The organism is Sphingomonas sp. Leaf22 (genome assembly GCF_001421715.1).
Taxonomy (GTDB): domain Bacteria; phylum Pseudomonadota; class Alphaproteobacteria; order Sphingomonadales; family Sphingomonadaceae; genus Sphingomonas.
This window is the reverse complement of record NZ_LMKP01000004.1, coordinates 87,742-114,279: the sequence shown is the minus strand read 5'-3', so window position 1 is coordinate 114,279 and position 26,538 is coordinate 87,742. Positions and strand designations below refer to the sequence as shown.

Sequence of the window (26,538 nt, the reverse complement as noted above, 5' to 3'; positions counted from 1 at the left end):
TCCAACGCGACGCCACTCGACCCTGGGTTATCTCAGCCCCATGGACTTCGAGCGGCAGGCGCAGGTAGCTTAACCTCGTGTCTACCAGACCGGCAGCAGCTCATACCGATCAGGCGCGGGGTACGGAGCGGCGATGAGCCGACGTTCGCGAGCCAAGCCGCCCAGCCCCTTCCGTCGGTTCAACTCGTCGCCGGAGGTAATCCGTTTGGTTGTGATGATGTACGTGCGGTTTCCGCTGTCGCTGCGCAACGTCGAGGACCTGCTGTTCGAGCGGGGTATCGACATTTGTTATGAGACGATTCGGATGTGGTGGAACCGGTTCGGTCCCATGTTCGCCGGCGACATCCGCCGGCAGCGCGTGTCACGGATGCGCGGCTGTCGGCACTGGCGCTGGCATCTTGACGAGATGTACGCTGAACGGCGAGATGGTCTACCTGTGGCGCGCGGTCGATCACGAGGGCGAGATCCTCGAGAGCTACATTACCAGGACCCGCGACAGGGACGCTGCACTAACCTTCATGAAGAAGGCGCTCAGGCGTCATTGCAAACCCGAAGCGATCACGACCGATGGCCTGCGCTCCTACCGGGCGGCGATGAAAGAGCTTGGCAACGCTGACAAACAGGAGGTCGGCCGCTGGGCGAACAACCGGATCGAGAACAGTCATCTGCCGTTCCGACGAAGGGAGCGGGCGATGCTCCGGTTCAGGCGAATGAAGACCCTGCAGAAGTTCGCCTCGGTCCATGCCAACGTCCACAATCACTTCAGTCTCGAACGCCATCTCACTGACCGCCAGACCTACCGCGAACGACGCTCCGCCGCGCTGGCGGAGTGGCAGGTCCTTGCGAGCTAGCCCCCTGCCCTCAAAGACCAACCTGCATCGTGTAGAGAGCGGTTCGCGTTAGACTGACAGCTCCGCCAAGATCTCGTAAGTGACTGATAGTTGGGCTAATTCGGGTAGAACGCTCGCTGTTCCCGTTCAGTTCGGTAGTGTGAGGACCCGTCCGTTACCAATCGATACGTGTTTGTGGGAAGTTTTCCCTGCCGCACGGGAAGCGTCCCGGACTGCATTCCACGGCTATCCAGCGGTAGCGAACGCGATCTTCCCGTTGCGCTGCGCTACGCGCCAGACGGGATCTCCTCGGCAAACGGCTTCCAATAGCCGTTGACGGGCGCTCCCGCAGTTCAGTTTTTCGCGCAGATGTCTGGTGCCCTCGATGCCAAGATTCCGGTCGCGCAGCAGCAGGAAGCTTGCAGATAGTCCATGCGGTCTTGCGTTGCGGACCTCCGTTGTCCTGTTCCGGATCGAACAGGACAATCTGGGACAGATTGACGATGCGCCGATCGCCGGCCGGGCACGGGCCTTTCGTTTCAGCCTTGCCGGGTTACCGATGGCGTCGTTCGCGTAGGCTTCGAGGTCGAAGCGACCGGTAGTCCGCTGCCCAACCGGAACGTGAACGTTGGCTACAGCCAGTTCAAGTCACGCGATGCGGGCGGCAACGATGCCAATACCGATCAGCCGCGTCGTTTGCTCAAGGCCTACACTATCTACACCGGCCCGACCGTTCTGGACGGTCTGACCTTCGGTGGTGGCGCGAATCATCGCAGTTCGGCATATTCCAACGGCATCGTGCCCGGTGCGACGCCTGCCGTTCCGTTTTGAACAGGGCGGCTTCCTGTTGGTCAACCTGATGGCGCGCTTGGCAGGGAACGATCGGGTAAGTGTGCGAGCCAACGTCGATAACATTCTCGATAAGACCTACTTCAGCCAGGTCGGATTGTTCAGCCAGTATCGCTATGGCCGCCCGCGCACCTTCACCGTAAGCGCCAATGATCGGTTCTGACCGGCATCGGGCATGAATGCGGCAGTTCGCTCACGATTCTGCCGGTAGCATCACGGCACCGACCTTTCCGGCGGCACCCGCGAGTTGCAGAGCCATATCGTCGCTGACAAGACTGGTGGCGATCCGGATCAGCCCCGGATCACTCACCCTTGCCGCGCCGAACAGCGTCAGGACACGCGCCTCGTCGTCGCTGACGTTCGGATATCGGACTTCGGCAAAGCGCATCGTGCCATAGCCATATTGGTCGATGAGCGTCATCGAGCACAGGAACGGCAACAAGGCATTGCCAACGTGCCGGGCGGTGAAGCCGCTGCGCAGCATTGCCTGGGGACAGCGTGTGTTGCGGACGGCGAAGACCCACGTCCGGACGGCGGACAGGACGAAGATATCGTCATCCGCCATGTTGCCGACCCGCCGATCGAAATAGGCATAGAGTGACGCCATCGCCGTCAGGCCCCGAGCGGGTGGACGAACGGGCAGGCCGGATCGCCGACCGGGAACGGGCGGGTGGGTAGCGACAGGATCGCGCCGCACAGCGACCGGACGCTCAGAATGGCCCATGCCAATGCACCGGGCAGGCCATGGGGCATTTCGATGGTGCCGGTGCCGGTCATGCGTGGCAGGGGGACGCCGAGAAGGCGGATCACGGCACGCTCGTCGGCGCTATAGTTGCACGAACAGCAGCATTCGGTGACGAGGCTTCTTCCGAGCACGGCCTCGGTGAGTTGGAAGAAGCTCGCCAACGCCACGCTGCCGGCCGGGGGCAGGCGCAGGTTCTGACCGAGCGCGACGAGACTGGCCAGTGCGCCATCGTCTTCATCACGGTGATGGACGCCGCGGTAATGCCGCAGCAACCGGATGACGACGAATTCACCGTCGGTGTCGGGCTGCACAATATGTTCCATGTAGGACATATCGGTTCCTCAGCCCGCCTCGAAAGCGAGCGTCGTCGTGAAACTGGCGTAGCTGTCTGGCGCGTGTGGCGTGGCGGTTCGATAGCGTGCGAGCATCAGGTATCGACCTGCATCGGGCATCGTCAGCGCGACGACCCCCGCACGATCGCTGGTCGCCGTATCAGCCTGCTTGCGGCCGTCATACAAGCCCGTCTCGCGGAACAGCGTCACCGTCTGGCCCGGCAGAGGCTTGCCGTCATACAGGATGGCGAACCGGGCAGAACTACCCGGTACGAGCGCCGTGGGATCACCCAGAGGCTGAATTTCCAACGCCTTGCCCCGCGGTGCGAGCGCTGCCGACGAACCGGAACGTCCGCGCAGGACATAGGCGTCGGCGAGCGTCATGCTGCGCACGTCGACGAGTGCGGCACCTGACAGCGGCGCGGTGCCTTCGCCGACCATGATCCAGTCGCCCCCTTTCCGATACATCTTGCCCGGTCGCCCGGCGCGCTGTCCCGATGACAGCCGGTAGATGCCGTCGATCGGCAGCGCGGCCTCCGCGATCGTGCGGTCGCCGGCCAGCGTCACCGGGGCAAGCAGAGTAATCCGGCCGTCGGGACCGGTGACCTCGAACGGCGCGTCGCGCATCGCAACTTCCGGGCGGAACGCATCCTCGGCGAAAGATGCTTCGAGCGTGATCTGCGTGCGACTGCCGACGTCGAATTGGGCGGGCAGGACGTAGGGCATGTGCGCCAAGCTCGCGCTTGCCGTAGATACGAGGGCAAGCACTACGGCCGCCGACCCTGCCCGAATGAACCCGATTGGATGTTGCATTCCCCACCTCGCATAGAATGCTTGCTAACGCTAGTGACTCGCATTAACGAGCAAACGCGAGAAGGGGAAGCATTAATGACATCGACATATCTGCTGCGCGGCGTTGCCGTCGCGGCCTTGAACCTCTGCGCGCTGCCCATGATGGCTTCGGCACAGACCGTCGTGCAACCGGCAGCTACCGGCGGCGAAGACAGGGAGCGCGCGCCGGACGAAGGCGACATCACCGTGACCGCGACACGCGCCGAGAAGCGGGTGGAGGACGTGCCGCAGACCGTTTCGGTCATCACTGCCACCACGATCGATGACCGGATGATTACCGACATCAAGGATCTGGTCCGCTATGAACCCGGCGTGGCGGTACGCCGTGCGCCGGCCCGGTTCACAGCAGCCGGCGCCTCGACCGGTCGTGACCGCGATAGCGGCTTCAACATCCGCGGGCTGGAGGGGAACCGGGTCCTGATCACCGTCGACGGGGTGCGGGTTCCCGATGCCTTCAGCTTCGGTGCGCAATCGGTCGGCCGTGGCGATTATGTCGATCTCGACCTGTTGAAGTCGGTCGAAATCCTCCGCGGCCCGGCGTCGGCATTGTACGGCAGCGACGGCGTGGCCGGTGCGGTCAGCTTCATCACCAAAGACCCACAGGATTTTCTGCATGACGGTCGGCAGGTCGGCGGCGGCGCACGGATCGGGTATGATTCATCGGACGACAGCTGGACCAAGGGGCTGGTCGTGGCCGGCCGGCAGGGCAAGCTTCAGGCGATGCTCGCCTATACGCGGCGCGATGGCCACGAACTGGACAATAAGGGCAGCAACGACAGCGCGAATACCGACCGCACGACCCCGAACCCACAGGACATCGCTTCCAACGCGCTGCTCGGTCGCCTCGTCTGGAGCCCGAGCGCCGCGCATCGGGTGCGATTGACCTACGAAAGCTTCGACGCCGTGGTGGGTACGAACGTGCTGAGCGCGATCACCCGGGTTACTGGCTCGCCGCCGGCGGCGACGGCAGTGCGGGGGCTCCAGGCACGCGACACCACCGCGCGCGACCGCGGCACGATCGACTATCGCTATGTCGGTGATGGCTTCGTCAGCGGCGTGCGTGCCGCCGCTTATTATCAGAAGAGCGGCACCGTGCAGACCGGATGGGAGGACCGGGTCGGCACCGACCGGGTCCGCGTCAACCGCTTCGACAACGAGGTTTATGGCGGCACGCTGCAACTGGAAAGCCGCGCGACTACCGGCCCGGCCACGCACCTGTTCGCCTATGGCGCCGATTATGCGAAGACGCGCCAGACCGGCGTGCGCGGCGGCACCGTGCCGCCGGCCGGCGAAACCTATCCGACGCGCGCCTTTCCAACCACCGATTACGAACTGGTCGGGGTGTTCGCGCAAGACGAGGTCTGGATCGCCGACGGGTTGCTGACGTTGTTCCCGGCAATCCGGTTCGATCATTACCGGCTCGATCCGCAGAAGGATCCGTTGCTCACGACCTTCGTACCCCGTGGGCAGAGCGGGTCGCGGGTCACACCCCGCCTGGGCGCTGTGGCGCGGGTGACCGATGGCATTCGGCTGTTCGCCAATTACGGGCGGGGTTTCAAGCCGCCCGAACCGAACCAGATCAACAACGGTTTCGCCAATATCGTCGCCAATTATCGTTCGATCCCCAATCCCGATCTGGAACCGGAGACGAGCGGGAGCACTGAGGGCGGCATCCGTCTGAACGGCACGCGCTGGTCGTTGAGCGGCACGGCGTTCAGCAGCCGCTTCCGCAACTTCATCGATCAGGTACAGGTGTCCGGGGCGTTCACTGCGGCCAATCCTGCTGTCTACCAGTTCGTCAATCGCGGGCGGGTGACGATCGAGGGGCTGGAAGCGCGGGGCGAGGCACGGCTGCCGATCGGTCTGGGTCTGCAGGCAGCTGCTTCCTATGCAAAGGGCAGGATGCGTACCGACGGCGTCGCCGGCACCCTGCCGCTCGACAGCGTCGAGCCGGTCAAGGTGGTGGCTGGCCTGTTCTACCAACCTGACGACGGCCCGTTCCGTGCCGAATTCGTCGCGACGCATTCCGCCGGCAAGAGCCTGTCCGACACCAACAACAGTTGCAACGTCGCCGCACAGCCGGCCACGGGCATCCGACCGGCGGTCCCCGGGACGTCCTGTTTCACGCCGAGCGGCTTCTGGGTGTTCGACGCCACTGCCTCGCTGCGTATCCGGGAGGGCGCGACGATCCGCGCGGGCGTCTTCAATATCACCGACAAACGCTATTTCTGGTGGAGCGACGTGCGCGGGCTGACGTCCACGTCGACCATCCGTGACGCCTTTTCGCAGCCGGGTCGCAATGCCGGCATCTCCCTGTCCCTCGTCCTGTGAGGTCCCATCCGATGAACCATTCGCTTTTCCTGTTCGCTGCCACGGGGTTTGCCGCGCTGACCATGTCGCCGGCGCTTTCGCAGACCGCCGCTCCGGCCCAGATCGGCACCGCGCAATATGGCGATCAGGCGCGCGACCATGCTGCGATCCTGAAAATGGCCGGGACGTTCAAGGTAACGTTCGACATGCGCGAAACGACCCCGCTGGTTGCCGGCTACACCCCATATCCGGCCAAGATCAGCGGTGGGCACGAGGTGGTCCGCGCGATCGTCGACACGCCGGACCATGTCGTCCTCCAGCATCTGCTGGTGGTGGACGATGGCAACGGCAAGACGATGGTCGTCAAGCATTGGCGGCAGGACTGGCAGTGGCAGCCGGCGACGGTACTGGTCTATGTCGGTCCGGGTCGTTGGACTCTGCGGCCGGTGCCGGCGGCGGCGCGGCACGGTGCCTGGTCGCAGACCGTATGGCAGACCGACGATTCACCGCGGTACGGCGGGATTGGTCGCTGGCGCTACGATGACGGTGCGATCCGCTGGACCAGTGACGAGACCCGCCGCCCCCTCGCGCGGCGGGACGCAACGCGTAATCCACCCTACGATCATTATGTCGGGACCAACCGTCACGTCCTGACTCCGGCAGGCTGGGCGCACGAGCAGGACAACGCCAAGATTGGCGCGAAGGACGGCCAGTCGGCGACGTTCGTTCACGAATATGTCGTCAATACCTACGTCCCGGCCAACGACTTCCCGATCAAGGCGGCGGACGATTATTGGAACAAGACGAAGGACTATTGGACGTCGGTCCGGGCGGAATGGGACAAGGTAATCCGCCGTCGGTCGGGCCTCGAACTCGGTGAAGTCGCCGATGTCGGTTCGTCGTCGGCGCATGAACTGATGCTGCTGGCGGAAGACGTTATTTCAGGCGAGGCAACAACCACCGGTGCGGCTGCCGAAGCTGCCAAATTGATACAAACGGGAACTCGCCGATAGCTGACGCTATTTCGAAGAAAACATGAACGAACAGCCGAATTTGAATGGACCTACTGCACTGCGAACGTCTGGATATCGGTCACGTCACTACATGCAAACGACCTTGGCGCAGGATCTGTTAAATAGCTTGCGCGGTTAGGCCGTGATTGACTCATCGACGGTGAAGGAGCCGCCGATGAGCGACCTCTGGCTGACGGACAAGCAGAGGCACCGTGTCGAGCCGTAATTTCCGCTGTCGCATGGCGTGCCGCGCGGGGATGACCGACGGATCGTTAGCGGCATCATCGTCATGATCCGCAACGGCTTGCGCTGGCGGGGGGCAGAGGAGCGACTACAAGGGTGCCGCCATCGCTGTCGCCGCTCATCTTCTGGATAAATCAATGAGTCCCGAGGCTAGATCGCTGTTAAGGACACCCGCGGATTGCGGCTATAGGATGCGAGACCCCGTGCGCTGGACAGGCGACGGCATCTGGGAGAATTGGGTTGCCTTCACCTGCGACGAACAATGCGCTTACCGGGACGCGCGGTCTGGACGATGTGCTCAAGGGCGGGCTGGAGCGGGCGCGGACCTTCCTCCTCGAAGGGAATCCCGGCACCGGCAAGACGACGATCGCGCTGCAATTCTTGATGACCGGTGCGGCGGCCGGCGAGCGATGCCTGTACGTGACCCTGTCGGAAACCGAGGATGAATTGCGCGCGACGGCGCTGGCGCATGGCTGGGACCTGACCGGGGTCGAGCTCTATGAACTGATCCCGCCGGAAAATCTGCTCGATGACGAACAGCAGCAGAGCCTGCTCTATTCGTCCGACCTCGAACTCGGCGAAACCACGAAGCGCATCTTCGAGGCATTCATGCGGGTGAAGCCCGACCGGGTCGTCATCGACAGCCTGTCGGAAATCCGCCTGCTGGCGCAGAGTTCGCTGCGCTATCGCCGGCAGATTCTCGCGCTCAAACATTATTTCGCCAAGAGCCGGGCGACGGTGCTGATGCTCGACGACCTGACCACCGATACCAATGACAAGACGGTGCATTCGGTGGCACACGGCGTCATCCGGCTGGAGGAGCTTGCCCCCGAATATGGCCCCGAGCGTCGGCGGCTTCGCGTCATCAAATATCGCGGCCGCCAGTTTCGCGGCGGCTTTCACGACCTCGCGATCAAGACCGGCGGTCTGCACGTCTATCCGCGGCTGGTCGCGGCCGAACACCGCACCAGCTTTCCGCGCGACATGCTGACGACGCATTCCACAGAATTGAACAAGCTGCTCGGCGGCGGTTTGGAACGCGGGTCGAGCGTGCTGGTGCTGGGTCCGGCAGGCACCGGCAAGAGTTCGATCGCGCTGACCTTCATCCAGACGGCGGTCGAGCGCGGCGAAACGGCTGCGATGTTCGTGTTCGACGAGGAAATCGGACTGCTCCTGCAACGCTCGCTGGGGCTGGGCATCGATCTTCAGGCGATGATCGACGACGGCAAGCTGCTGCTGCAACAGGTCGATGCCGCTGAATTGTCGCCCGGCGAGTTTTCCGCGCGCGTGCGCCATTGCGTCGAGGAATATGGGGCCAAGACCGTCGTGGTCGACAGTCTCAACGGCTATCAGGCGGCGATGCCGGAGGAACAGGCGCTGATCCTGCACATTCACGAATTGCTGCAATATCTGAACCGGCAGGGGGCAACGACCTTCCTGACGGTCGCGCAGCACGGGCTGGTCGGCGACATGAAGACTCCGGTCGACGTGACCTATCTGGCCGATACCGTCATCCTGCTGCGCTATTTCGAGGCGCTTGGCCGGGTTCGTCGTGCCATTTCGGTCGTGAAGAAGCGCACCGGTCCCCACGAGAACACGATCCGCGAGTATCGGATCGGCGGCGACGGCATCGCGCTCGGGGAACCGCTGACGAAGTTCCAGGGCGTGCTGCGCGGCGTGCCGACGCTGCATGGGGCCAATGATCTGATGGAGGGTGACGCGGCGTGAAGCGGACGACCGTTTCGGAACGCGCGCTGGTTCTCGCCCCGCGCGGTCGCGACGCGGCGTTGGCGAGCGCGATGCTGGCAGAGGCGCATCTCGATACCGCGATCTGCCCTTCGCTGCCGCATCTGGTAACGGAACTCGATCAGGGCGCGGCCCTGGTGGTCGTGACCGAGGAAGCGATCGCGACCGCCGACCTGTCTGCCCTGTCGGCATGGCTGGGCACGCAGGAGGAATGGTCCGATCTGCCCTTCATCCTGCTGACCAATCGTGGCGGCGGGCTGGAGCGCAACCCCGCCGCGGCCCGGCATCTCGAGATATTGGGTAACGTCACCTTTCTCGAACGGCCCTTTCATCCGACGACCCTGATCAGCATCGTGCGCTCGGCAGTGCGGGCGCGACGCCGCCAATATGACGCGCGCGCACGGCTGATCGCGTTGCAGGACAGCGAGGCGCGCTACCGGACCCTGTTCGAGAATATCGAGGTCGGCTTCTGCATCATCGACCTGATCTTCGACGAGGCAGGCCATCCGGTCGACTATCGCTTCGTCGAGGCGAACCCCGCCTTCGAACAACAGGCAGGGTTCCGGCCCGACGGCCGCCGAATTCGCGAGATCGTGCCCGCCCATGAGCAGCACTGGTTCGATTTCTACGGAAATATCGCCACGACCGGCGTTCCCGGCCGGCTGGAACAAGGGTCCGCTGCGCTGGCGCGGTGGTGGGATGTCCATGCCTTCCGTATCGGCGACCCCGCCAGCCGGCGCGTCGCGGTCCTGTTCAACGACATTACCGCACGTCGGAACGTGGAACTGCGCCTGCAGGAGCTGAACGAGACGTTGGAGGCGCAGGTCGCCGCCCGTTCCGCCGAGCGCGACCGGCTGTGGAACCTGTCCCAGGATATGTTCGCCCGCGCGGACTATAGCGGCATGATGTCGGCGGTCAGTCCGGCATGGACCTGGGTGCTCGGCTGGACGACCGAGGACCTGTTGTCGCGTGGCTATGCCACCTTCATGCACCCCGAGGACGAACCATCGACCCTCGCCGCGATCGAGGCGATGGCGCATACCGGGCAACCGACGCGGTTCGAGAACCGGATCGCCACCCGCGATGGCGACTGGAAATGGATCGGATGGACCGTCGCGCCGGAACCCGATGGCGTCAATTTCATCGCGGTGGGTCGCGACCTGAGCCACGCCAAGGCGCGCGAAGCCGAACTCGAGACGGCGCAGGAAGCATTGCGGCAGAGCCAGAAGATGGAGGCGATGGGCAGCCTGACCGGCGGTGTCGCCCACGACTTCAACAACCTCCTGACCCCGATCGTCGGGTCGCTCGACCTGCTGCACCGCAAGGGACTGGGGTCGCCGCGCGAACAGCGGCTGGTCGACGGCGCGTTGCAGTCGGCCGAGCGCGCCCGGACGCTGGTCCAGCGGCTGCTGGCCTTCGCCCGCCGTCAGCCGCTGCAGGCGACCGCGGTCGATATCCGAAATCTGGTCGAAGGGATGCTCGACCTGATCGGGTCGACGCTGGGGCCGACGATCACTCTGGTACTCGAAGCGGCCCCGGGCCTGCCGCTGGCGAAGGCAGACGCCAACCAGCTCGAAATGGCACTGCTCAATCTCGCGGTGAATGCCCGTGATGCCATGCCCGATGGCGGCACGCTGACGATCGGGGTGACGCACGAATCGGTCCGCGACCCGCGTCCCGGCCTGTCGCGCGGCCACTACATCCGGATCAGCGTGCGGGACACCGGGATCGGCATGGACGAACAGACCCGCGCCCGCGCGGTCGAACCCTTTTTCTCGACCAAGGGGATCGGCAAGGGGACCGGACTGGGCCTGTCGATGGTCCACGGGCTGGCGGCGCAACTCGGGGGCACGCTGACGATCGACAGCGAAGTCGGCAAGGGGACGGCCATCGCGCTGTGGCTGCGCGTCGGCAACAACCTGCCCGAGGTCGAGCAGCGATCGACCCCGGCGGTTGAACATCATCATGCGCTGGGCACCGCGTTACTGGTCGACGACGAGGAACTCGTGCGCATGAGCACGGCGCATATGTTGTCGGAATTCGGCTATGACGTGGCCGAGGCGGCGTCCGGGGAGGCGGCGCTGCAGATGATTCGGGATGGGCTGAACCCCGATCTGCTCGTTACCGATCACCTCATGCCGGGGATGACCGGCGCGCATCTTGTCGAGGCGGTACAGGCGATTCGGCCGTCGCTGCCGGTGCTGATCGTCTCGGGCTATGCGGAAACGGAGGGCATCGACCCGGCGGTTCCCCGCATCACCAAACCGTTTCGAAGCAGCGAACTGGCCGAGATGCTGAGGGAAATCCTTAGGTGAGATTGCAGATCCGGTGAGATGGTCGAACCTTACGACAGGGACGTCGCCGGGTCCGGGTCGGTCGGTCTCCATGGACGCCCGCCGCGGCTGTCCGACTGCCGCGTCCCTGGGCATGGACATCATGATGGCGTTTCAGCCGATCGTCGACATCGGGACCGGCTCGATCTTCGCCGGTGAATCACTGTCCGGGGGCGGGACGGGCAGTCGGGGCGCGACGTGCGGTCTGCCGTCGGGCCGGACATGATCTGCAAGTTCGATCCCGCCAAACTGCTGTTCGAGTTCACCGGGGACGAGCGGATGTGCGACGTGCCGCAGGTCCTGCGCATCATCGGATCCTGTCGCGCACGTGGCTTCGCCACTGCAATCAACGACTTCGGCATCGGTTACCCGGGGCTGCGCCTTCTCGCGGAGCCTGGAGCCGGACATGATGAAGCTGGACATGGGGTTGATCCGCGGGACCGCGCTTTGCAGCGTATAATTAACGCCAAATAAAGTCTCTTCCTCCTAAAAATAATGAATGGATTTCCGGGGTCGTCCAAGATGTCTGATAGCGGATCGCCGCGGCACCGTCGCGGTCATCGGCGCACTGTCCCTGCCTTGTCTTATCGGCATTGCCGCCTTTGCTGTCGATATCAACCGCGGCCTGCAGCAGCGGGTCGTCAACCAACGCGTGGCGGATCTGGCGGCACTTGCCGCCGCGCTCGCCTATAACGTTCAGAAACAAGACGTGATTCTGGCACCCACCGCGCGCGACCTCGCCGGGATCAATGGCCTGCCCGATGCGACGATCACGGCGGAACTGCTGACCGACGTCCCCACGCGCGGCGAGAAGGCGGTACTGGTGACCGTCACGACCCAGGTGCCGATCATGCTGGCGAGGGGAATCGGCCTTGGCGGCAGCTATACGGTGGCGGCATCGGCGACGGCGCGACTGCAAGCGCCGGAGAGTATCGCGCCGTGCATCCTCGGCCTGACGTCGAGCGGGGATGCCGTGTCGACGTCGGGCGGGGCGACGATCGACGCCCCGGACTGCGCAATCGCCGGGGTGGGCGACGTCAACAACGGCGGTTCGCGCATCGCCGCCAAGAACATCGTCTCGGGCGCGGGATCGGTCCGGAACAATTATGGCTCGATCGTTGCCGATGCGGTTCGGTACGCGGTCGATTTCGTCAGTCCGTCGTGGAACGGCAACGTCCCCGCCGCAGACAAACGTACCAAGGTGGCCACTACGATCGCCGATCCGTTGCAGGACAATCCGGAGATTACCGCCGCGCGTGCCCTGATCGGAACCTATGACCCGCCCGCCAGCATCGCCGATCCAGCGACACCCGCAGGGGAGGACTGGGTATTCGGCAGCGACTTCAGTCCCAATATCGCGCGCTATCGCCGCGGTACCGGGAATTACATCGTGCCGGCCGGGAAATATACGATCGGCGCATTGCGGATCACCGGCGATACGACCGTTACGTTCGAGAACCAGTCGACCATCACCGTAGCGCGGGGCGTCACGATCGGCGGCGGTACGAAGGTCGACTTCGGCAACAGCGACGTCAGCATCAATGGCGGGTTCGATGGTGCCGGCGTTACCTTCGGCAACGGCAACCTTTCGATCGGCAGCGGTGCGCTGGGTTTTTCGGGCGCGAACCGCATCGGCGATGGCCGCGTTTCGATTGCTGGCGACCTGGCGTTGAAGGGCGGCACGACGCTGACCATCGGCAAGGGCGCGCACGCGTTCCGGTCGATTTCGATCGGCGGCGGCAGCTGGATGTGGGCTGGTGCCGGCAACATCGATGTCGTTGCCGGCATCGATATCGGCGGTGGTTCGACGCTGGCGTTGGGCGATGGCACCTATCGTATCGGACGCGCCGCCAATGGCCGATCGATCGCACTTGCCGGAAGCGCGATCATGATCATGGGCGATGGCGCGTTCAGCGCGGGCGGCAGCGTCGCCAGCGAGGGTGGCAGCCGGCTGGTGTTCGGCAGGGCTGCCAACCACCGCATCAACGGCGACCTGAACGTCAAGGGTGCCGTGCTGTTCGGCGCGGGCCGGTACACGATTGCCGGTGATCTGGTGAACGGCACCGGCGGCACCACTTGGCCCTTTACGTCGGCCGTGACGAACCAGACGTATGGCACGCAACTCGACGGCGTTTCGACGAGCGATGTCGACATGGCAGGGGTGAACGTGACCTTCGTCCTGTCGGGTACGCTCAACCTGAGCGGCGGCGCGCGCAGCAAGCTCCTGTCCTCACCGAATGGCACGACGGCGGGGACGATCACCAGCGTGCTCATCGACAGCGCGACATCGACCGCGACCACATGGGGCGGCGGGTCGGACAGCGTCTTCAGCGGCGTGGTCCACGTTCCGGGTTCCGATGTGACGATCAGCGGCGGCAATTCGACCCAGTCCGCCGGGCAATGTTTCATGCTGATCGCCAACCGGATCACCGCGTCGGGCGGCAGCACGTCGGGATCGACCTGTGTCGGCCTGCCGGGCGGGGGCGGGGGCGGGGGCGGGGGTGGCAGCTCCGGCCGCAACAAAGTCGAGCTGATCCGGTGAGGATCCTGCGCCGAATCTCCATTCGACGCGATCGGCGCGGCGTGGCGACGATCGAATTCGCGCTGCTGACGTGTTTCGTCTTCGCCATCCTGCTCGCTGCGCTCGATTTCGGCATGTTCTTCATTCAGCGCAGCAATCTGGGCGCGGGCGTCGCATCGGCCGCGGTGTACGGCTTTTCGAACGCGTCGACCGTTCCCTACGCCAGCCTGCCGGCGATGGTGTCGGCGGTCGCCGGCGCACCCGTGGCGTCGGACGTGACGGTCACCATCGAATGCAATGACGGCAGTACACCATGCGTGAACCAGTCGCGGCAATGTGCCTGCCTGACCGATGCCGGTGGGTTTCGCGCGACGGCGACGTGCGGCGAAGCATGCACCGGCAGCGGCACGGGTGCGGTCTCCACATCCGGCTATTATCTGAAGGTGAAGGCCACCTATCAATACCGGCCGACCGTCGTGCCCTCCGATGTTTTTGGCGACACGACGCTGCAGCAATCGGCCGTGGTGCGGCTGCAATGACCGTTCGTACCCGAACCATCGCGTTCGCGACCGACGGGCGGGCCGCGACCGCCATCGAGTTCGCCCTGCTCGCCCCGGTTTTCCTCACCATGCTGTTCGGTATCATCGAAGGGTCGCGCTTTCTGTGGATCCGCCAATCGCTGACCGAAGTCGCGTTCAGCACGGCGCGCTGCACGTCGGTCGGCACCGATTGCGATACGCCGACGCACCGCGTCGCCTTCGCCATCGCTCGCGCGCAAAGCTATGGGCAGGCGCTGACCGCGGCCGATATCGACGTGACATCGAACACGGTCTGCAACGCCACGCCGGGAATGGTGAAGGTAACGTTGTCGACCCGGTTCGATTCACCCGCAGCCGGTTTGCTGCCATCCATGCCTGCCGACGTGCATGGGCTCGGCTGTTATCCCGTCCTGAAGTCCTGAACGGGCGCGCCCGCGATAGGCCGTCGCCGTCGGTGCCGCCATCCGGTTACGACGATCAGCACGGCAAGCCGATCTTACGGTTGCCAATGCGGCCGGTACGCGGGGTCGAGACGCCGATCGATGAAATAGGCCGCGCTGATGAATGCCAGATGGGTCAGCGCCTGCGGAAAATTGCCGAGCGGCCGGCCAGCCCGATCGACCTCTTCGGAAAACAGGCCCAGCCCGTTGCCATAGGCCATGCCCTTGGCAAGCGTCGTCTGCGCCGCCTCCATCCGACCGGCCCGCGCCAGGCACTCGGCATACCAGAAAGTGCAGGTCGTGAACGCGCCCTCGCCACCCTCCAGCCCATCGGCATTGCGATAGCGGTAGACGAGGCCGTCGTCGCGAAGCTGGTCGCCGATCGCGTCCAGCGTGCGCAGCCACACCGGATCGGTCGACGAGACGAAGCGCACCAGCGGCATCATCAGCAACGCCGCATCCAGTTCGCGCCCGCCACGCTCCTGCACGAAATAGCCGTGATCGGGATGCCGGAAATTCGTCCAGACATCCTCGACGATCGCGTCGCGGCATTCGGCCCAGACGACCAGCGGTGCCGGCAACGAGCGTTTCTTGGCCAGCCGGATCGCCCGGTCCAGCGCGACCCAGCACATCAACCGCGAATGCAGGAAGTGCCTCGGCTCCCCGCGCATCTCCCAGATACCGGCGTCCGGTTCCTGCCAATGCGCGATGACATGGTCGATGATGCCGCGCAGATGCTGCCAGCCGTCATGGCTGATCGCGGGCCCGTATTTGTTCGATAAATAGACGCTGTCGAGCAACTCGCCGAAGATGTCGAGCTGGCTTTGCGCGTGCGCCGCGTTGCCGATGCGGACCGGGCGGCTGCCGGCATAGCCCGCCAGATGCGGCAATTCCTGCTCGTCCGCCGCCTCCGATCCGTCGATCGCGTACATGATGCGGATCGGGTCGTCGGGCCCCGCTGCCATGACCCGGTCGGCGGCCCAGCGGTTGAACCGTTCGGCCTCGGCGACATAGCCCAGCCGGAGAAACGCATAGACGGTGAACGACGCATCGCGGATCCACGTCGCGCGATAATCCCAGTTCCGGCCCGCCCCGGTCGCTTCGGGCAAACCAAAGGTCGCGGCCGCCGCGATCGAGCCATGGCGCGCCGACGTCAGCAGCTTGAGCGCCAGCGCCGACCGCGTCATCGTCTCACGCCAGCGCCCGTCATAGGTGGATTGCGACGCCCAGCGCCGCCACGCATCGGTGGTCGCCGCGATATCGGCATCGACCAGATCGTCGCTCGGCCGCGACAGTCGATCCTCGCCGAGCAGGAACCACGCGCTCTGCCCGCGCTCCAGCGTGAAGTCGGCGCTGGCCGCATCGGCTTCGACGGTCAGCGGCACCGACGCGAACAGCCGCAACGCAAGGTCGCGACCGGCGAAGCGAATGCCGCCATCGACCGCCGCCACGCCGGGGATCTCGCGGGCATAGTCGAACCGCGGCGCACACCGGACCCGGAACCGGATCGACCCGCGCGTCACCGTCACCCGGCGGATCAGGCACCGGGCGTTGCAATCGGGATGCACGCGCGCGTCGGACAGCGGCATGAGGTCGCTGACCTCGGCGCTGCCATCCTCCGCCATCCACCGCGTCAGCAGCACATTGGTATCGGGCACATAGAGTTGCAGGTGCTGTGGCCGATCGAGCATCGGCACCAGCGTGAACGACCCGCCGTCTTCGGCGTCGAGCAGTTCGGCGAAGATCGTCGGGCTGTCGAGCGACGGCCAGCACAGATAGTCGATCGTCGCATCTCGCGCGACCAGTGCCGCCGTTTCCAGATCGCCGACGATGCCATGGTCGCCGATCGCGCGCAGCGGCTCAACCATGATCGCGCCCGTTGCGAGGGCGCATGGCTTCCGCCGCGCCGATCGCGACTGGATCGGCGTGCAGCGCGGCGGAATGAGACATGCGGCTCTCCTGTAATGCCGGGCGGCGCGTCAGGCGCCGGTCGGCGAGGCAGCGTTGACCGGTTTGGGTGCCGATACCGGGCGCAGCGTCTGTTCCTGCGCATCGGGGTCGATGCGCCGCGTGCGCGCCAGAGGCTCGATCGGTACCGGGCCGCCGGACCGCAGCGCCTCCACGATCGCCTCGATCACCAGCAGGTCGGCCAGCCCTTCCTCGCCATCGGGCTCGGGGGTACGATCGTTCAGGATGCAGTCGGAGAAATAGCGCAATTCGCCGCCGAACTGGTCGGTTTCCTTATAGGTCTTGTGCGACTGCTCCTCGCTGATCTGGCGATACTGCTCCAGCCCCTGCCCGAAACCGAAGGCGGGGTTCATCTCGATCGACCCCTTGGTCCCGGCGATGGTGAAGCTGTCGACGCTGTTGCCATAATAGCCGACGGTGAATTGCGCGAGCCGGTCGCCGGGCAGGCGCAGCGTTACCGCGATCGTATCGTCGAGATCGCCCAGTCCCGCTTCCGCATGGCGCACCCCCACGGCCGACACGACCTCGACCGGTTCGTCGCCGAACAGATAGCGAATCGCGTTGATCGGATAGGCCCCCATGTCGAACAGCGGCCCCGCCTCGATTCCGTTGGTCGCGCGGTGATTGGCGGGATCGACCATCTGGATGAAACAGGCGGTGAAGGCGACCAGATCGCCCAGTTCGCCCGCGCGGATGCGGCGGATAGCATCCAGCGTCGCCGGTTCGAAATGCAGGCGATAGGCGGTCATCAACTTGGCACCGCCACGCTCCGCCGCCGCGATCATCGCGCGCGCCTGGTCCGCCGAAACCTCGATCGGCTTCTCGCACAAGACATGGATGCCCGCCTCCAGCGCGGGCACCGCGAATTCGGCATGCCGCCAGTTCGGGGTCGCCAGATAGAGCGCGTCGATCGTGCCCGACTGAAGCAACTCGGGAAACTGTTCGTACGAATAGCGGGCGGCCACGCCGTACCGCTCGCCGAGTGCCCCCAGCTTTTCGGGATCGCCCGATACCAGCGCGGTCATCTCCGAATTGCCGGTATGGTCGACGCCGGGCATCAGCGCTTCCTGCGCGATATCGCCCAACCCGACGATCGCATAGCGCACCTTGCGTCCGCCCAGACCGAGTGCCGACATAATGCCCATAACTAACTCACCTGTCGTTTTACGAGCGTCGCAACCGCCTCAGGTGGTGCAATTGTTCCAATGGGCTGCCAAAGCGTCCGGGAGGAGCGGGCGGTCCGGTTCGGGGGCGGTGTTCGTCGGGCAGTTGGTCCACCTCGGCCTCCGTCAGAAGGCTGACGATCGGTTCTCGGTGCTTTCGCTTGCTTTCCTGCCTTCGAAGGAACGATTGCCACGCTCGGGTGGATGAAAGCAGGGGGGTGCCTCCGCGGCGGTCATCCGGGCGTATGGTTCCGGCCATCCACATCGTTCCGTACCTATCGGAACGGCGAGTTTCGTTGGGTACGGGCGGTCCGTCCTGCTTGACCCGTCTTCCCCGTCCGGAATAGTCAGCGGGGCAACGGCAACGGATGAGCATTCTGCAGGCGATGAATCAGGACAGCTCGGCCGACTTCGCCTTGACCTCGTTCGGCTTTACCGAACTGGAATCGCGGCTGTATTGCGAATTGCTCCGCACGGGTTCGGCGTCGGGATACCGGCTCGCCCAGCGTATCGGCAAGGCGGCGGCGAATGTCTATCAGGCGCTGAACAGCCTGACCCAGAAGGGGGCGGTACTGGTCAGCGACGATCTCGAGGACAAGCGGACCTACAGCCCGATTTCCCCGCAGCACCTGCTGAAGATGCTGCAGGAGTCGTTCGAGGAACGGCATGCCTCCGCGCTGGCGAAGCTGGAGGCGGTATACAAACCCCAGAGCGACGAACGCGTCTATTCGGTGCAGGGCGTGCAGCAAATCTTCGAGCGTGCCCGCGCTATGCTGGAATCGGCCAGGGAGATCGTGCTGATCGATTTCTTCCCGGAAATCTACGACCTGCTGCGCGACGAGGTCGAGGCGGTTCGCGCGCGGGGGGTCACCATCGCCGGGATCGCGTACCGGCCGGGCGATGCCGGACCGGACATGCCGCTGAACAGGGATGCGGCCGATCTGGTCTCCTCGCGCTGGCCGGGACTGGGACTGATCATCATCGCCGATGGCTGCCAGTATCTGGTCGCGCAATTGTCGCGTGACATGACGACGGTGCTGAACGGTGTCTGGACCGATAGCGTGTTTCTCAGCTGCATCTTTCATAGCGCCGTCGCCGCCGATATCCGGCTGGTCGCATTGCGCGCCGACGTATCCGATCCGTTGCGGCATCTGTCGTTACAAGGGTCGACACCGCCCGGCCTGAAGTCCTTGCTGAACGAGCAGGAGCGCTAAGAGTCCGTTTGAAAATGCGCCGTAGCGCATTTTTGCGGTGCCGGCCCGCTCCCCCTCGGGTCCCAGCAAAGTAATACTTTGCTGGGCTACCCTCTCCCGGCCACCCACACGGTATCCTGATGGATGGCCGGGAGGGGGAGCGGGCCGGCACCGCCTGCAAAACTCGCTCTACCGCGAGTTTTCAAACAGGCTCTAAGAGGCGCGTCAGACGCCCCGTGGCCGGCGGGGAGGGGGCGGTGACGAGCAACGCCACGAACCGGTTCTCGCTCGCGCCAGATGCCCGGCGGTGCTGAAGCACGAGCAGGCTCATCCATTACGCTGATCGACTATGACATCGATTGCGGCGAAGATCGGCTGCGTCGGGCAGGTGCTGCGCCTGTATAACTACGATCGCCGCGCGCGATCTGGCGATGACGCTTGTCCACCCGGCCTTTGGTCCCGCCCGATGAAGCGACGGTGCCCGCCATATTGCAGTTGACAATCGGTTAGTAGTAATCGCTAATCATACTCGGTGAACGAAAGTATACTGTAGCCGCCCGTTCGTTGGTCCTTTTTTCCAAGGGGCCGAGCCAGGGGGGCGACGGATCATCAACCGAACGGGGGGTTAATATCATGAGCACGTACAGCGTTGGATGGAGCGGCGGTCCAAGCTTGAAGATCGCTGGATGGTCCAAGGAAAATGACGCAGAATCGTTCAGCGGTGCCGATAGCCTGCTGAAGGCGGCCGCTGCGACGACCGATGCCACCTTCACGGCACCGGGCCTGACCGATCCAATCGCCGCCAATCAGTGGCACCTGGGCAAGCTCGGCGGCATCGCCAAGCTGTGGGAAGAATATACCGGCAAGGGCGTAAAGGTCGGCGTCTATGATTCCGGCATCGATACGCGGGTAGCGGAGATTGCCGCGAACTATGATGCCAGCAACGAAGTCGTCGTCGATGGCGTGCGCTACAACGGGACCTACCGGCCGATCGCCGGGCCCCACGGCACCGCCGTTGCCGGGTTGATCGCGGCGGCCCGTGACGGCGAAGGCACGGTCGGAATCGCGTATGATGCGAAGATCACCGGGATCAATATCTTCGATCCCTATTCGGGGGGCAAGCTCGACCCCGGCATCTTCATCAACGTCGAGGATCAGACCCGTTTCCTCAGTGCGTTCGCGCAGGGCAACAAGTTCGACATCACGAATCATAGCTGGGGCGGCGAACCGTCGCACTTCCCCACCGCGAACCGCGCGTTGGAAGGCAGCCGCGCGGCGTTGTTGATCGATGCGCTCGAAAGCACCGCTGCTACCGGACGCGGTGGTCTGGGTACCATCGCCGTCAAGGCGGCGGGCAATTACGGCACCATCCTGAACAACGATCCGACGCCCTATGGCGTGGACGGCGAAGGGGAATCCGTGTCGACGGACCGGCACTGGATTTCGGTGGCCGCCTATCGCGAAGCGGATGGTTTCGCATCGGCCTATAGCGCGCGGGGCGCGCAACTGCTGATCAGCGCGCCGTCCAGCGACTATCGCAACGTCGGCGGCACCGGAATATGGTCGAGCGATGCCAAGGGATATGAGGGGTATAACCTGACCAGCGATCCGGGCGGCGACCTGGACTATACCGATGATTTCGGAGGAACGTCGGCGGCCACGCCGATCACCAGCGGTGTGATCGCCCTGATGCTCGACGCGAACGACCAATTGGGCTGGCGCGATGTGAAGGATATTCTCGCCGCATCGGCCACGCTTCCGGTGGCGTTCGATACCGGGCCGGTTTCCACCACGATCGAAACCAATGGTCGCCCCCTCACCGTGTCCTTCAACGAGGACCGGTTCAAGGTGACCGGTGCCGAAGCCGGCTCGGTCAATGGCGGCGGGCATCATTACAGCACCGATTATGGCTATGGCGCGCTGAACGCCTTCAACGCGGTCAGGATGGCCGAAGTGTGGAGCCTGTTCGGAACCGCCAAGACGTCGGCAAATGAAGTCGTTTCCTCGACGTCAGTCGCATTCAATACGCCCGTCGTCCTGCCGGAGTTCGTTTTCAATCCGGAAACCGGCAACAGCAGCGTGAAAACGACGCCCACGGTGTTCAAGATCAACGTGACGGAAGATGTGAATATCGAGCATCTCGATGTTTTCTTCAGCTATTCGACGCCTGAAGCATTTTTGAACTACACCCGGGCATTCGATATCATCGTGACCTCGCCGACGGGCGTCAGCTACAATGTGAGCATGGCCTCCGAGCCAAGCAATTTCGGTCCGGGCAAAAACGGTCCCGGCACCGAAGTGATCGGGCTTGCAGGATTCCGGGGCGAAACGTCGGTCGGGGAGTGGACGGTCACGTTCACCGATCCGGTCCTCGACTTTCAGTCGATCATGAACAGCATCAAACTGAACTTCTTCGGAGCAGCCGTCACGAACGACGACCTGTACAGCTACACCGATGAATTCTTCACGATGGCAGCGGTTGCCGGCGAGAGCGGCCGCACCATGCTGGTCGATCGCGACGGTGGCATCGACTGGATCAACGCCGCTGCGGTGACGAGCGACGTCGTCCTGAACCTGGCCGGTAATGGCGGAGGTGCCAGCTTCGGCGACCAGAAGGCGTTCGCCATCGGTCGCGGTACGGTCATCGAAAACGCCGTTACCGGTGACGGCAACGACGCGTTGACCGGCAACGGCACCGCCAACAAGCTGTACGGCATGCGGGGTAGCGACAAGCTGTTCGGCCTGGGCGGCGACGACCTGCTCGATGGCGGCGCGGCCAACGATTGGCTCGATGGCGGCAAGGGCAATGACGTGCTGACCGGTGGTGCCGGCAACGACGTCTTCTTCTTCGATAACAAGGGAACGTCGGGCTTCGACCGCATCACTGATTTCTCGAAGGGTGACCGTCTGTTGGTCAACCGTGCGCTGCGCGACGGGAATGGCGACGGCATCATCACCTTCGGCAAGGACGGTGTGCTCAACCTCGACGCATCCAGTCGCGGCGACCGGGTGCAGCTCGACGGCGTCGATCCGGCGTCCGGGTTGAAGTTCGTCGGGATGAACGACGGGTATTACGTCTATGTCCTGAATGACGCGACGGCCGGACTACACGGCTGATCGAACGGGCCGCGCCGGACGTTCCGGCGCGGCCAAGCAGTGCCGGGAACAGTTTTTAACGCGTGTGCGGATCACGCCGTGGCAGTATTTGCCTGTCGAACGTCGAACAATGCGATCCGCCGCTACCCACGCTGCCCGGCGACCGGCATGTTCGACGCCATGCTGTAAACGCTGGCTGATGCGGTCGACCGCGACGGCGCGGGACAGCGCTGCTCCCATGTCGAAGGCGTACCCATCGGCCGCCTGCATTGCCGACTTCACCGCCCCGGCGGCGCATCGACGGTCGCTTCGATCGCGCGGTCGTTGGCAAAACCATGCCCAATGGGATGCGCCGGCTGGCGGCCGAGTAGGGTAGGCCGAGGGTGTGCCGTGTACTTGCAAGCCATCCGGTCCGGTTCGCTCCTTGACCAGTCGTCGCAGGCGACCTGGCTATTCGTACGGATGCAGGCGCGCTTCCCGCTGTCGCTGCGGAACGTCGACGACCTGTTGTTCGAGCGCGGCCTCTACGCGCAAGCGTCATGGCACGCCGGAAGCGATCGCAACCGATGGGCTGTGGTCCTGCCGTGTGGCGATGAAGGAGCTCGGCAACGCGGGCGAACAGGATGTCAGCTGCCGGGCAGGACACGGTTCGCGTTACACGGACAGCGCCCCATCGACCTGATACCTGGCCGAGCACCTCTATCCGACCGGTGATAGGAGCGTCCGTATGGCGGGTCGCAGAGTCCGAAACGGACTGCCCCGACCGCGCCTTTGTCAAAGGCGACCAGCATCCCGGCTACCACCGCTACCGCAAGATGTCCGGCGCACGACGCCTCCCGACCACCGTAGCAACGCGGATCATCGCATACAAAAAAAGGGCCGCGACAGAAGTCGCGACCCCATTCTCAGGAGAGGAGGGTAGGTCAGAGCGTCAGGCGGGCGCTCACTTGGAACTGGCGATCGCTCTTGAAGTACGAACGTGGTGCTTCCTGGCCTTCGTCGTTCAGTACGAACGTAGTCCGCGTGGTCGCATCGAGCAGGTTCTGGACCTGGACGCCGATCTTGAACTGCGGATTGACCGTGTAGAACAGCGATGCGTCCATCTGCCCGGTTGCCAGCGCATAGACCGGCAGGAACGGGAAGCAGCAGTCGCGATTGGTCAGCAGATACTTCGACCGCCAGCTATACGCGACACGCGCATAGACACCGGCCAGATCGTAGAAGGCCGAGACGTTGAAGTTGTACTTCGACAGCTGCGACAGCGGCAGGTTGTCGTACAGCCCCGCAACGTCGAGCGGCGGACGGTTGCCGTCCTCGGGCCGGTTGTCCGGCACTGCATTCGGGATCTTGCCTGCATCGATATAGGTGAAGGTGGCCTGCGACCCCAGTCCGCGCAGTGCGCCGGGCAGGAAGTCGTAGGTCTGCTGGTACGACAGCTCCGCACCCTTGATGTCGGCATTGCCGGGCACGTTGACCGGGCCGTTGATCGTCGCGGCAAAGGTCTGGCCGTTGTTCGTGAAGCTGCGGCTATACCCGAAATTGTCGAGGACGATGTTCGACAGCTGCTTGTAGAACACCGCCGCGGTCAGCGAGCCCACCTTGGCGAAATACCATTCGGCGGTCACGTCGACTTGCTTGGCGTCGATCGGCTTCAGGAACGGGTTCCGCGAATTGGCACTGAAGCCGTAGATGCCGGTCGTGTTCGCCGACGACGGGTTGAGCCCGACGAAGTTGCGCAGGTCGGTGAAGCCCGGCCGCGAGATCGCCTTCGATGCCGCAAGGCGGAACAGCAGCTGCGAGTTGGGCTGGAACTTGATGTTCAGGCTCGGCAGCCACTTGTCGAAAGACTGGCTTGCGACGTCGGAGGCGTTGCCGCTGTTCGAGAAGGCGACGATCGCCGCCTGCTGGGCCGCGGACACCGTACAGATCGGGCGGACCTGGTTGTTGGTGTTCGGGCTGGCGCAGAACGCGGCGACGGTCGGGAACCCGCCCAGCGTATTGGCGATGTTCGGGAAGGTGGTGCCACCGAACGACTGGTCCTCGGTGTGGACGAAGCGCACGCCGATGTTACCCGACACATTGCCCTCGCCGCCGCCAATGTTGTCGACGCCGAAGTCGAGACGGGCATAGCCGGAATAGGTCTTCTCAGTGATGCGATAGACCTCGCTCGGCCGGAAGAAGCCGTCGATCAGGTTGGCACCGCGATCCTCCAGCGGAGTATAGCCGCCGCCGCCCTGGCGGGTGGCGGTACGCAACAGCGCGGTGAGCGCGTCATGGTTGGTAAGGACGCCGTCCTGAATGCCCCAGACTACCGGCGGCTGGACCGCTTCGCCGCGATAGAAGTCGGCGAAGTTGACCGGCGTCATGCTGTCACGATACCGATCGACGGTTGCAAGGCCCGAGGTCCAGGTGTCCGACACCGCGCCCCAGTTGTTGTAGTCGTTCGCCTTCACCGTCTGGTCGCGGGTGGTGTAGCGGCCACCGACGCGAACCTTGCGCAGGAACGAGTCTTCCGACACGTCATATTGCGCATCGGCGCGGAACGCCCATTCGTCGCCGTCGCTATGCGTGCGGTTATTCATCGCATCGCGAATGAAGGTGTTGGTCTGGCTCGCGAAATACGGACCGATCGCCTGGTTGCCCGGCGGGACCAGCGTGATCTGCGGCACGTCGCCGCGCCCGTCGATGTTGACGCCGCTGAAGGTCGCCAGTTCGACCACGTCGTCCGAATCGCGTGCCTTCGAATAGACATACTGCCCATCGAAGTTCAGGTGCAGGCGGTCGGTCGGGTCCCACTTGACGTTCAGCGACTGGTCCTGCGTGAACCCGTCGGTTTGGAAATAGCGGTTGCCGAGCGTCGTGTACTGACCGCCGAACTGCTTGATCAGCGTCCCGCTGGTGAACAGGCCGTCGTCGTTATAGGTCGGCTGGCTGAAGGTCTGTCCGGCAACCGGCGCGAACGAGTTATAGCCTTGCGGGAAGATCTGGTTCGCATCGCCGTAATAGACGTTGGGTTCGACGGTACGGTCGAGCCAGCTCTGCGACGATTCGGCGCGCAGGAACTGTGCGGTGACCAACAGGCTGCGCGACGCGTTCTCATACTGCGCTGCGCCCGAATAGCCGACGCGCTTGCGGTCGAATTCCTGCATGCGCATGCCCGCGCCCAGCGGCACGTACACGGAGTCGCGACCCGCCGGCACCGGATAGCGGTCCCACAGCGTCGACTGGTACGGCGTACCCGGGTTCAGGATGCGGCCTTCGCTGCCATCCTGCTGGCCGTTCTGGTTGGTGTCGTCGTTGAAGCGCGGCAGGAACGACGAATAGAATACCGAGTCCGACCGGCTGCGCTGCCGGTTGTAGCTGCCGCTGGCCATGATGCCGAATCGGCCGCCACTCGGGATGTCCCACTGCTTCGAGAACAGGCCGACCACCGCCGGCTCGCTGCGGCCGTTATAGTCGCCATAGTTGACGCTACCCGACAGGTAGATCAGCGTTTCCTTGGTATCGAACGGCTTGCGGGTGTTGATGTTGACCGAACCCGAAATGCCGCCTTCGATCATGTCGGCGGTCAGGTTCTTGTACACCTCGACCGATCCGACCAGTTCGGTCGGCACGTCGTTGAAGCCGATCTCGCGACCGCCGCTGACGCCGAAGCTGTCGCGGCCGTTGAATTCGCCACGGACATAGGAAAGGCCTCGGATGGTAACGCCCGACCCTTCGACCGAAAAGTGTGCGGTGTCGGTCGCAGCGGCAAAGCGGGTGATCGCGACGCCCGGTACGCGCTGCAGCGCTTCGTTGACCGACCGGTCGGGAAGCGCGCCGATATCCTCGGCGGTAATCGCGTCGACAACGGTGTCAGCATTGCGCTTGATCGACTGCGCGTTCGCCAGCGACTGGCGCAGGCCGGTGACAACGATGTCATCGCCGCTCGCCTGATCGGCTGCCGGGGTCTGGACGTCCGCTACCGTGACGTTCGACTGCTCGGGAGCGGACTGGTTGTCGATCGACATGCTGCCCGAAACCGGACGCTTGCCCGCGCCGGCACCGGCCGGAACCGAATTGTCGGTTTGCGACGTATCCGTCTGCGGTGTCGACTGGTCGTCGCGCGATGCCGGCGCAACCGTCGTCTGCGCCATCGCGCCCGTCGCTGCCAGCTGCACCGCGACCGTCAGCGCCAGCAACGACGCCGTCGTGCCCAGCCGCTTGCGCGTATTCAAACCATTCATGGCGAATTGCTTCCCCATCACGCTTCCTCTCCCCGGACGTCCCATTGGCGGGACTCAACCTTGTACGCTCGATGACGACGAACGATTTCTCTCGCTAGTTACCTCAATTCGGCAACACAACAGAAATATTGCAAGTTGC

Annotated in this window: 19 protein-coding genes and 2 pseudogenes; 13 read left to right on the top strand and 8 right to left on the bottom strand. The window is 64.2% G+C overall.

Going from position 1 to position 26,538, the window contains the following annotated elements; all coding sequences use genetic code 11:
- Window positions 1-133 precede the first annotated feature (133 nt).
- From ASE70_RS03650 to ASE70_RS03645, 3 genes and pseudogenes are all read left to right on the top strand, one after another.
- A pseudogene (locus ASE70_RS03650) lies at window positions 134-851 on the top strand (IS6 family transposase).
- Between the two features lie 424 nt (window positions 852-1,275).
- Window positions 1,276-1,407 (top strand): hypothetical protein, encoded by a 132-nt coding sequence (locus ASE70_RS20850; RefSeq protein ID WP_268795537.1) that lies wholly within the window; start codon window positions 1,276-1,278, stop codon window positions 1,405-1,407.
- Window positions 1,408-1,451: 44 nt separating this feature from the next.
- Window positions 1,452-1,661: a hypothetical protein gene (locus ASE70_RS03645; protein WP_056501500.1), complete on the top strand. Its 210-nt coding sequence runs from the start codon at window positions 1,452-1,454 to the stop codon at window positions 1,659-1,661.
- A 211-nt stretch (window positions 1,662-1,872) separates the two neighbouring features.
- Here the strand turns inward: ASE70_RS03645 and ASE70_RS03635 are convergent, their stop codons facing one another.
- Genes ASE70_RS03635 through ASE70_RS03625 form a run of 3 tightly spaced genes read right to left on the bottom strand, consistent with a single transcriptional unit; the run spans window position 1,873 to window position 3,482 of the window.
- Entirely contained in the window at window positions 1,873-2,286 is a 414-nt protein-coding gene (locus ASE70_RS03635) for a hypothetical protein (RefSeq protein ID WP_056501493.1), read from the bottom strand.
- A 5-nt stretch (window positions 2,287-2,291) separates the two neighbouring features.
- Window positions 2,292-2,747, bottom strand: a complete 456-nt coding sequence (locus ASE70_RS03630; RefSeq protein WP_056501490.1) for a hypothetical protein — start codon at window positions 2,745-2,747, stop codon at window positions 2,292-2,294.
- A gap of 18 nt (window positions 2,748-2,765) precedes the next feature.
- On the bottom strand, window positions 2,766-3,482 hold the full coding sequence (locus ASE70_RS03625; RefSeq protein ID WP_235519551.1) for a DUF4198 domain-containing protein: 717 nt from the start codon (window positions 3,480-3,482) through the stop codon (window positions 2,766-2,768).
- 162 nt (window positions 3,483-3,644) lie between these two features.
- On the opposite strand from ASE70_RS03625, the gene ASE70_RS03620 reads away from it, so the two are divergent.
- The 5 genes and pseudogenes from ASE70_RS03620 to ASE70_RS03605 all read left to right on the top strand — a co-directional run bounded on the left by ASE70_RS03620 (window position 3,645) and on the right by ASE70_RS03605 (window position 11,235).
- Entirely contained in the window at window positions 3,645-5,939 is a 2,295-nt protein-coding gene (locus ASE70_RS03620) for a TonB-dependent hemoglobin/transferrin/lactoferrin family receptor (RefSeq protein WP_056501486.1), read from the top strand.
- Between the two features lie 11 nt (window positions 5,940-5,950).
- Window positions 5,951-6,931 carry a DUF6607 family protein gene (locus ASE70_RS03615; protein WP_056501483.1) on the top strand — a complete coding sequence of 327 codons (981 nt, stop codon included), beginning with the start codon at window positions 5,951-5,953 and terminating at the stop codon, window positions 6,929-6,931.
- A gap of 175 nt (window positions 6,932-7,106) precedes the next feature.
- Window positions 7,107-7,244 (top strand): annotated as a pseudogene (locus ASE70_RS20535) (IS5/IS1182 family transposase); the annotation flags it as partial.
- 170 nt (window positions 7,245-7,414) lie between these two features.
- A complete protein-coding gene (locus tag ASE70_RS03610) occupies window positions 7,415-8,902 on the top strand; it encodes an ATPase domain-containing protein (protein WP_056501480.1) in 1,488 nt (495 codons plus the stop codon).
- A gap of 71 nt (window positions 8,903-8,973) precedes the next feature.
- Window positions 8,974-11,235, top strand: a complete 2,262-nt coding sequence (locus ASE70_RS03605; protein WP_082450614.1) for a hybrid sensor histidine kinase/response regulator — start codon at window positions 8,974-8,976, stop codon at window positions 11,233-11,235.
- A gap of 132 nt (window positions 11,236-11,367) precedes the next feature.
- Here ASE70_RS03605 and ASE70_RS03600 read toward each other — a convergent pair whose 3' ends face one another.
- Together ASE70_RS03600 and ASE70_RS20530 are read right to left on the bottom strand one after the other, a co-directional pair.
- Entirely contained in the window at window positions 11,368-11,676 is a 309-nt protein-coding gene (locus tag ASE70_RS03600; protein WP_056501475.1) for a hypothetical protein, read from the bottom strand.
- A gap of 37 nt (window positions 11,677-11,713) precedes the next feature.
- Complete coding sequence (locus ASE70_RS20530) at window positions 11,714-11,959, bottom strand: hypothetical protein (protein ID WP_235519565.1); 246 nt, start codon at window positions 11,957-11,959, stop codon at window positions 11,714-11,716.
- On the opposite strand from ASE70_RS20530, the gene ASE70_RS03595 reads away from it, so the two are divergent.
- From ASE70_RS03595 to ASE70_RS03585, 3 genes are read left to right on the top strand one after another with little or no spacing between them, the layout of a single operon-like run.
- Entirely contained in the window at window positions 11,840-13,795 is a 1,956-nt protein-coding gene (locus ASE70_RS03595; RefSeq protein ID WP_235519561.1) for a hypothetical protein, read from the top strand. The two genes, ASE70_RS20530 and ASE70_RS03595, sit on opposite strands and share 120 nt — an antisense overlap.
- A 41-nt stretch (window positions 13,796-13,836) precedes the next feature.
- Window positions 13,837-14,313: a TadE family protein gene (locus ASE70_RS19470; RefSeq protein WP_056501471.1), complete on the top strand. Its 477-nt coding sequence runs from the start codon at window positions 13,837-13,839 to the stop codon at window positions 14,311-14,313.
- The gene (locus ASE70_RS03585; RefSeq protein ID WP_056396180.1) at window positions 14,310-14,735 is read left to right on the top strand and encodes a TadE/TadG family type IV pilus assembly protein; all 426 of its coding nucleotides are present in this window, start codon (window positions 14,310-14,312) and stop codon (window positions 14,733-14,735) included. The genes ASE70_RS19470 and ASE70_RS03585 overlap by 4 nt, the downstream gene beginning before the upstream one ends.
- A gap of 74 nt (window positions 14,736-14,809) precedes the next feature.
- Here the strand turns inward: ASE70_RS03585 and ASE70_RS03580 are convergent, their stop codons facing one another.
- Together ASE70_RS03580 and ASE70_RS03575 are read right to left on the bottom strand one after the other, a co-directional pair.
- Window positions 14,810-16,621: a glycoside hydrolase family 15 protein gene (locus tag ASE70_RS03580; protein WP_056501467.1), complete on the bottom strand. Its 1,812-nt coding sequence runs from the start codon at window positions 16,619-16,621 to the stop codon at window positions 14,810-14,812.
- Between the two features lie 111 nt (window positions 16,622-16,732).
- The gene (locus ASE70_RS03575) at window positions 16,733-17,866 is read right to left on the bottom strand and encodes a Gfo/Idh/MocA family protein (RefSeq protein ID WP_056501466.1); all 1,134 of its coding nucleotides are present in this window, start codon (window positions 17,864-17,866) and stop codon (window positions 16,733-16,735) included.
- A 386-nt stretch (window positions 17,867-18,252) separates the two neighbouring features.
- Here ASE70_RS03575 and ASE70_RS03570 point away from each other — a divergent pair, with 386 nt between their 5' ends.
- A complete protein-coding gene (locus ASE70_RS03570; protein WP_056501461.1) occupies window positions 18,253-19,098 on the top strand; it encodes a TrmB family transcriptional regulator in 846 nt (281 codons plus the stop codon).
- A gap of 651 nt (window positions 19,099-19,749) precedes the next feature.
- Complete coding sequence (locus tag ASE70_RS20525; RefSeq protein WP_056501458.1) at window positions 19,750-22,194, top strand: S8 family serine peptidase; 2,445 nt, start codon at window positions 19,750-19,752, stop codon at window positions 22,192-22,194.
- A 902-nt stretch (window positions 22,195-23,096) separates the two neighbouring features.
- Here the strand turns inward: ASE70_RS20525 and ASE70_RS03560 are convergent.
- The gene (locus tag ASE70_RS03560) at window positions 23,097-26,399 is read right to left on the bottom strand and encodes a TonB-dependent receptor (RefSeq protein WP_156347296.1); all 3,303 of its coding nucleotides are present in this window, start codon (window positions 26,397-26,399) and stop codon (window positions 23,097-23,099) included.
- Window positions 26,400-26,538: the final 139 nt, after the last annotated feature.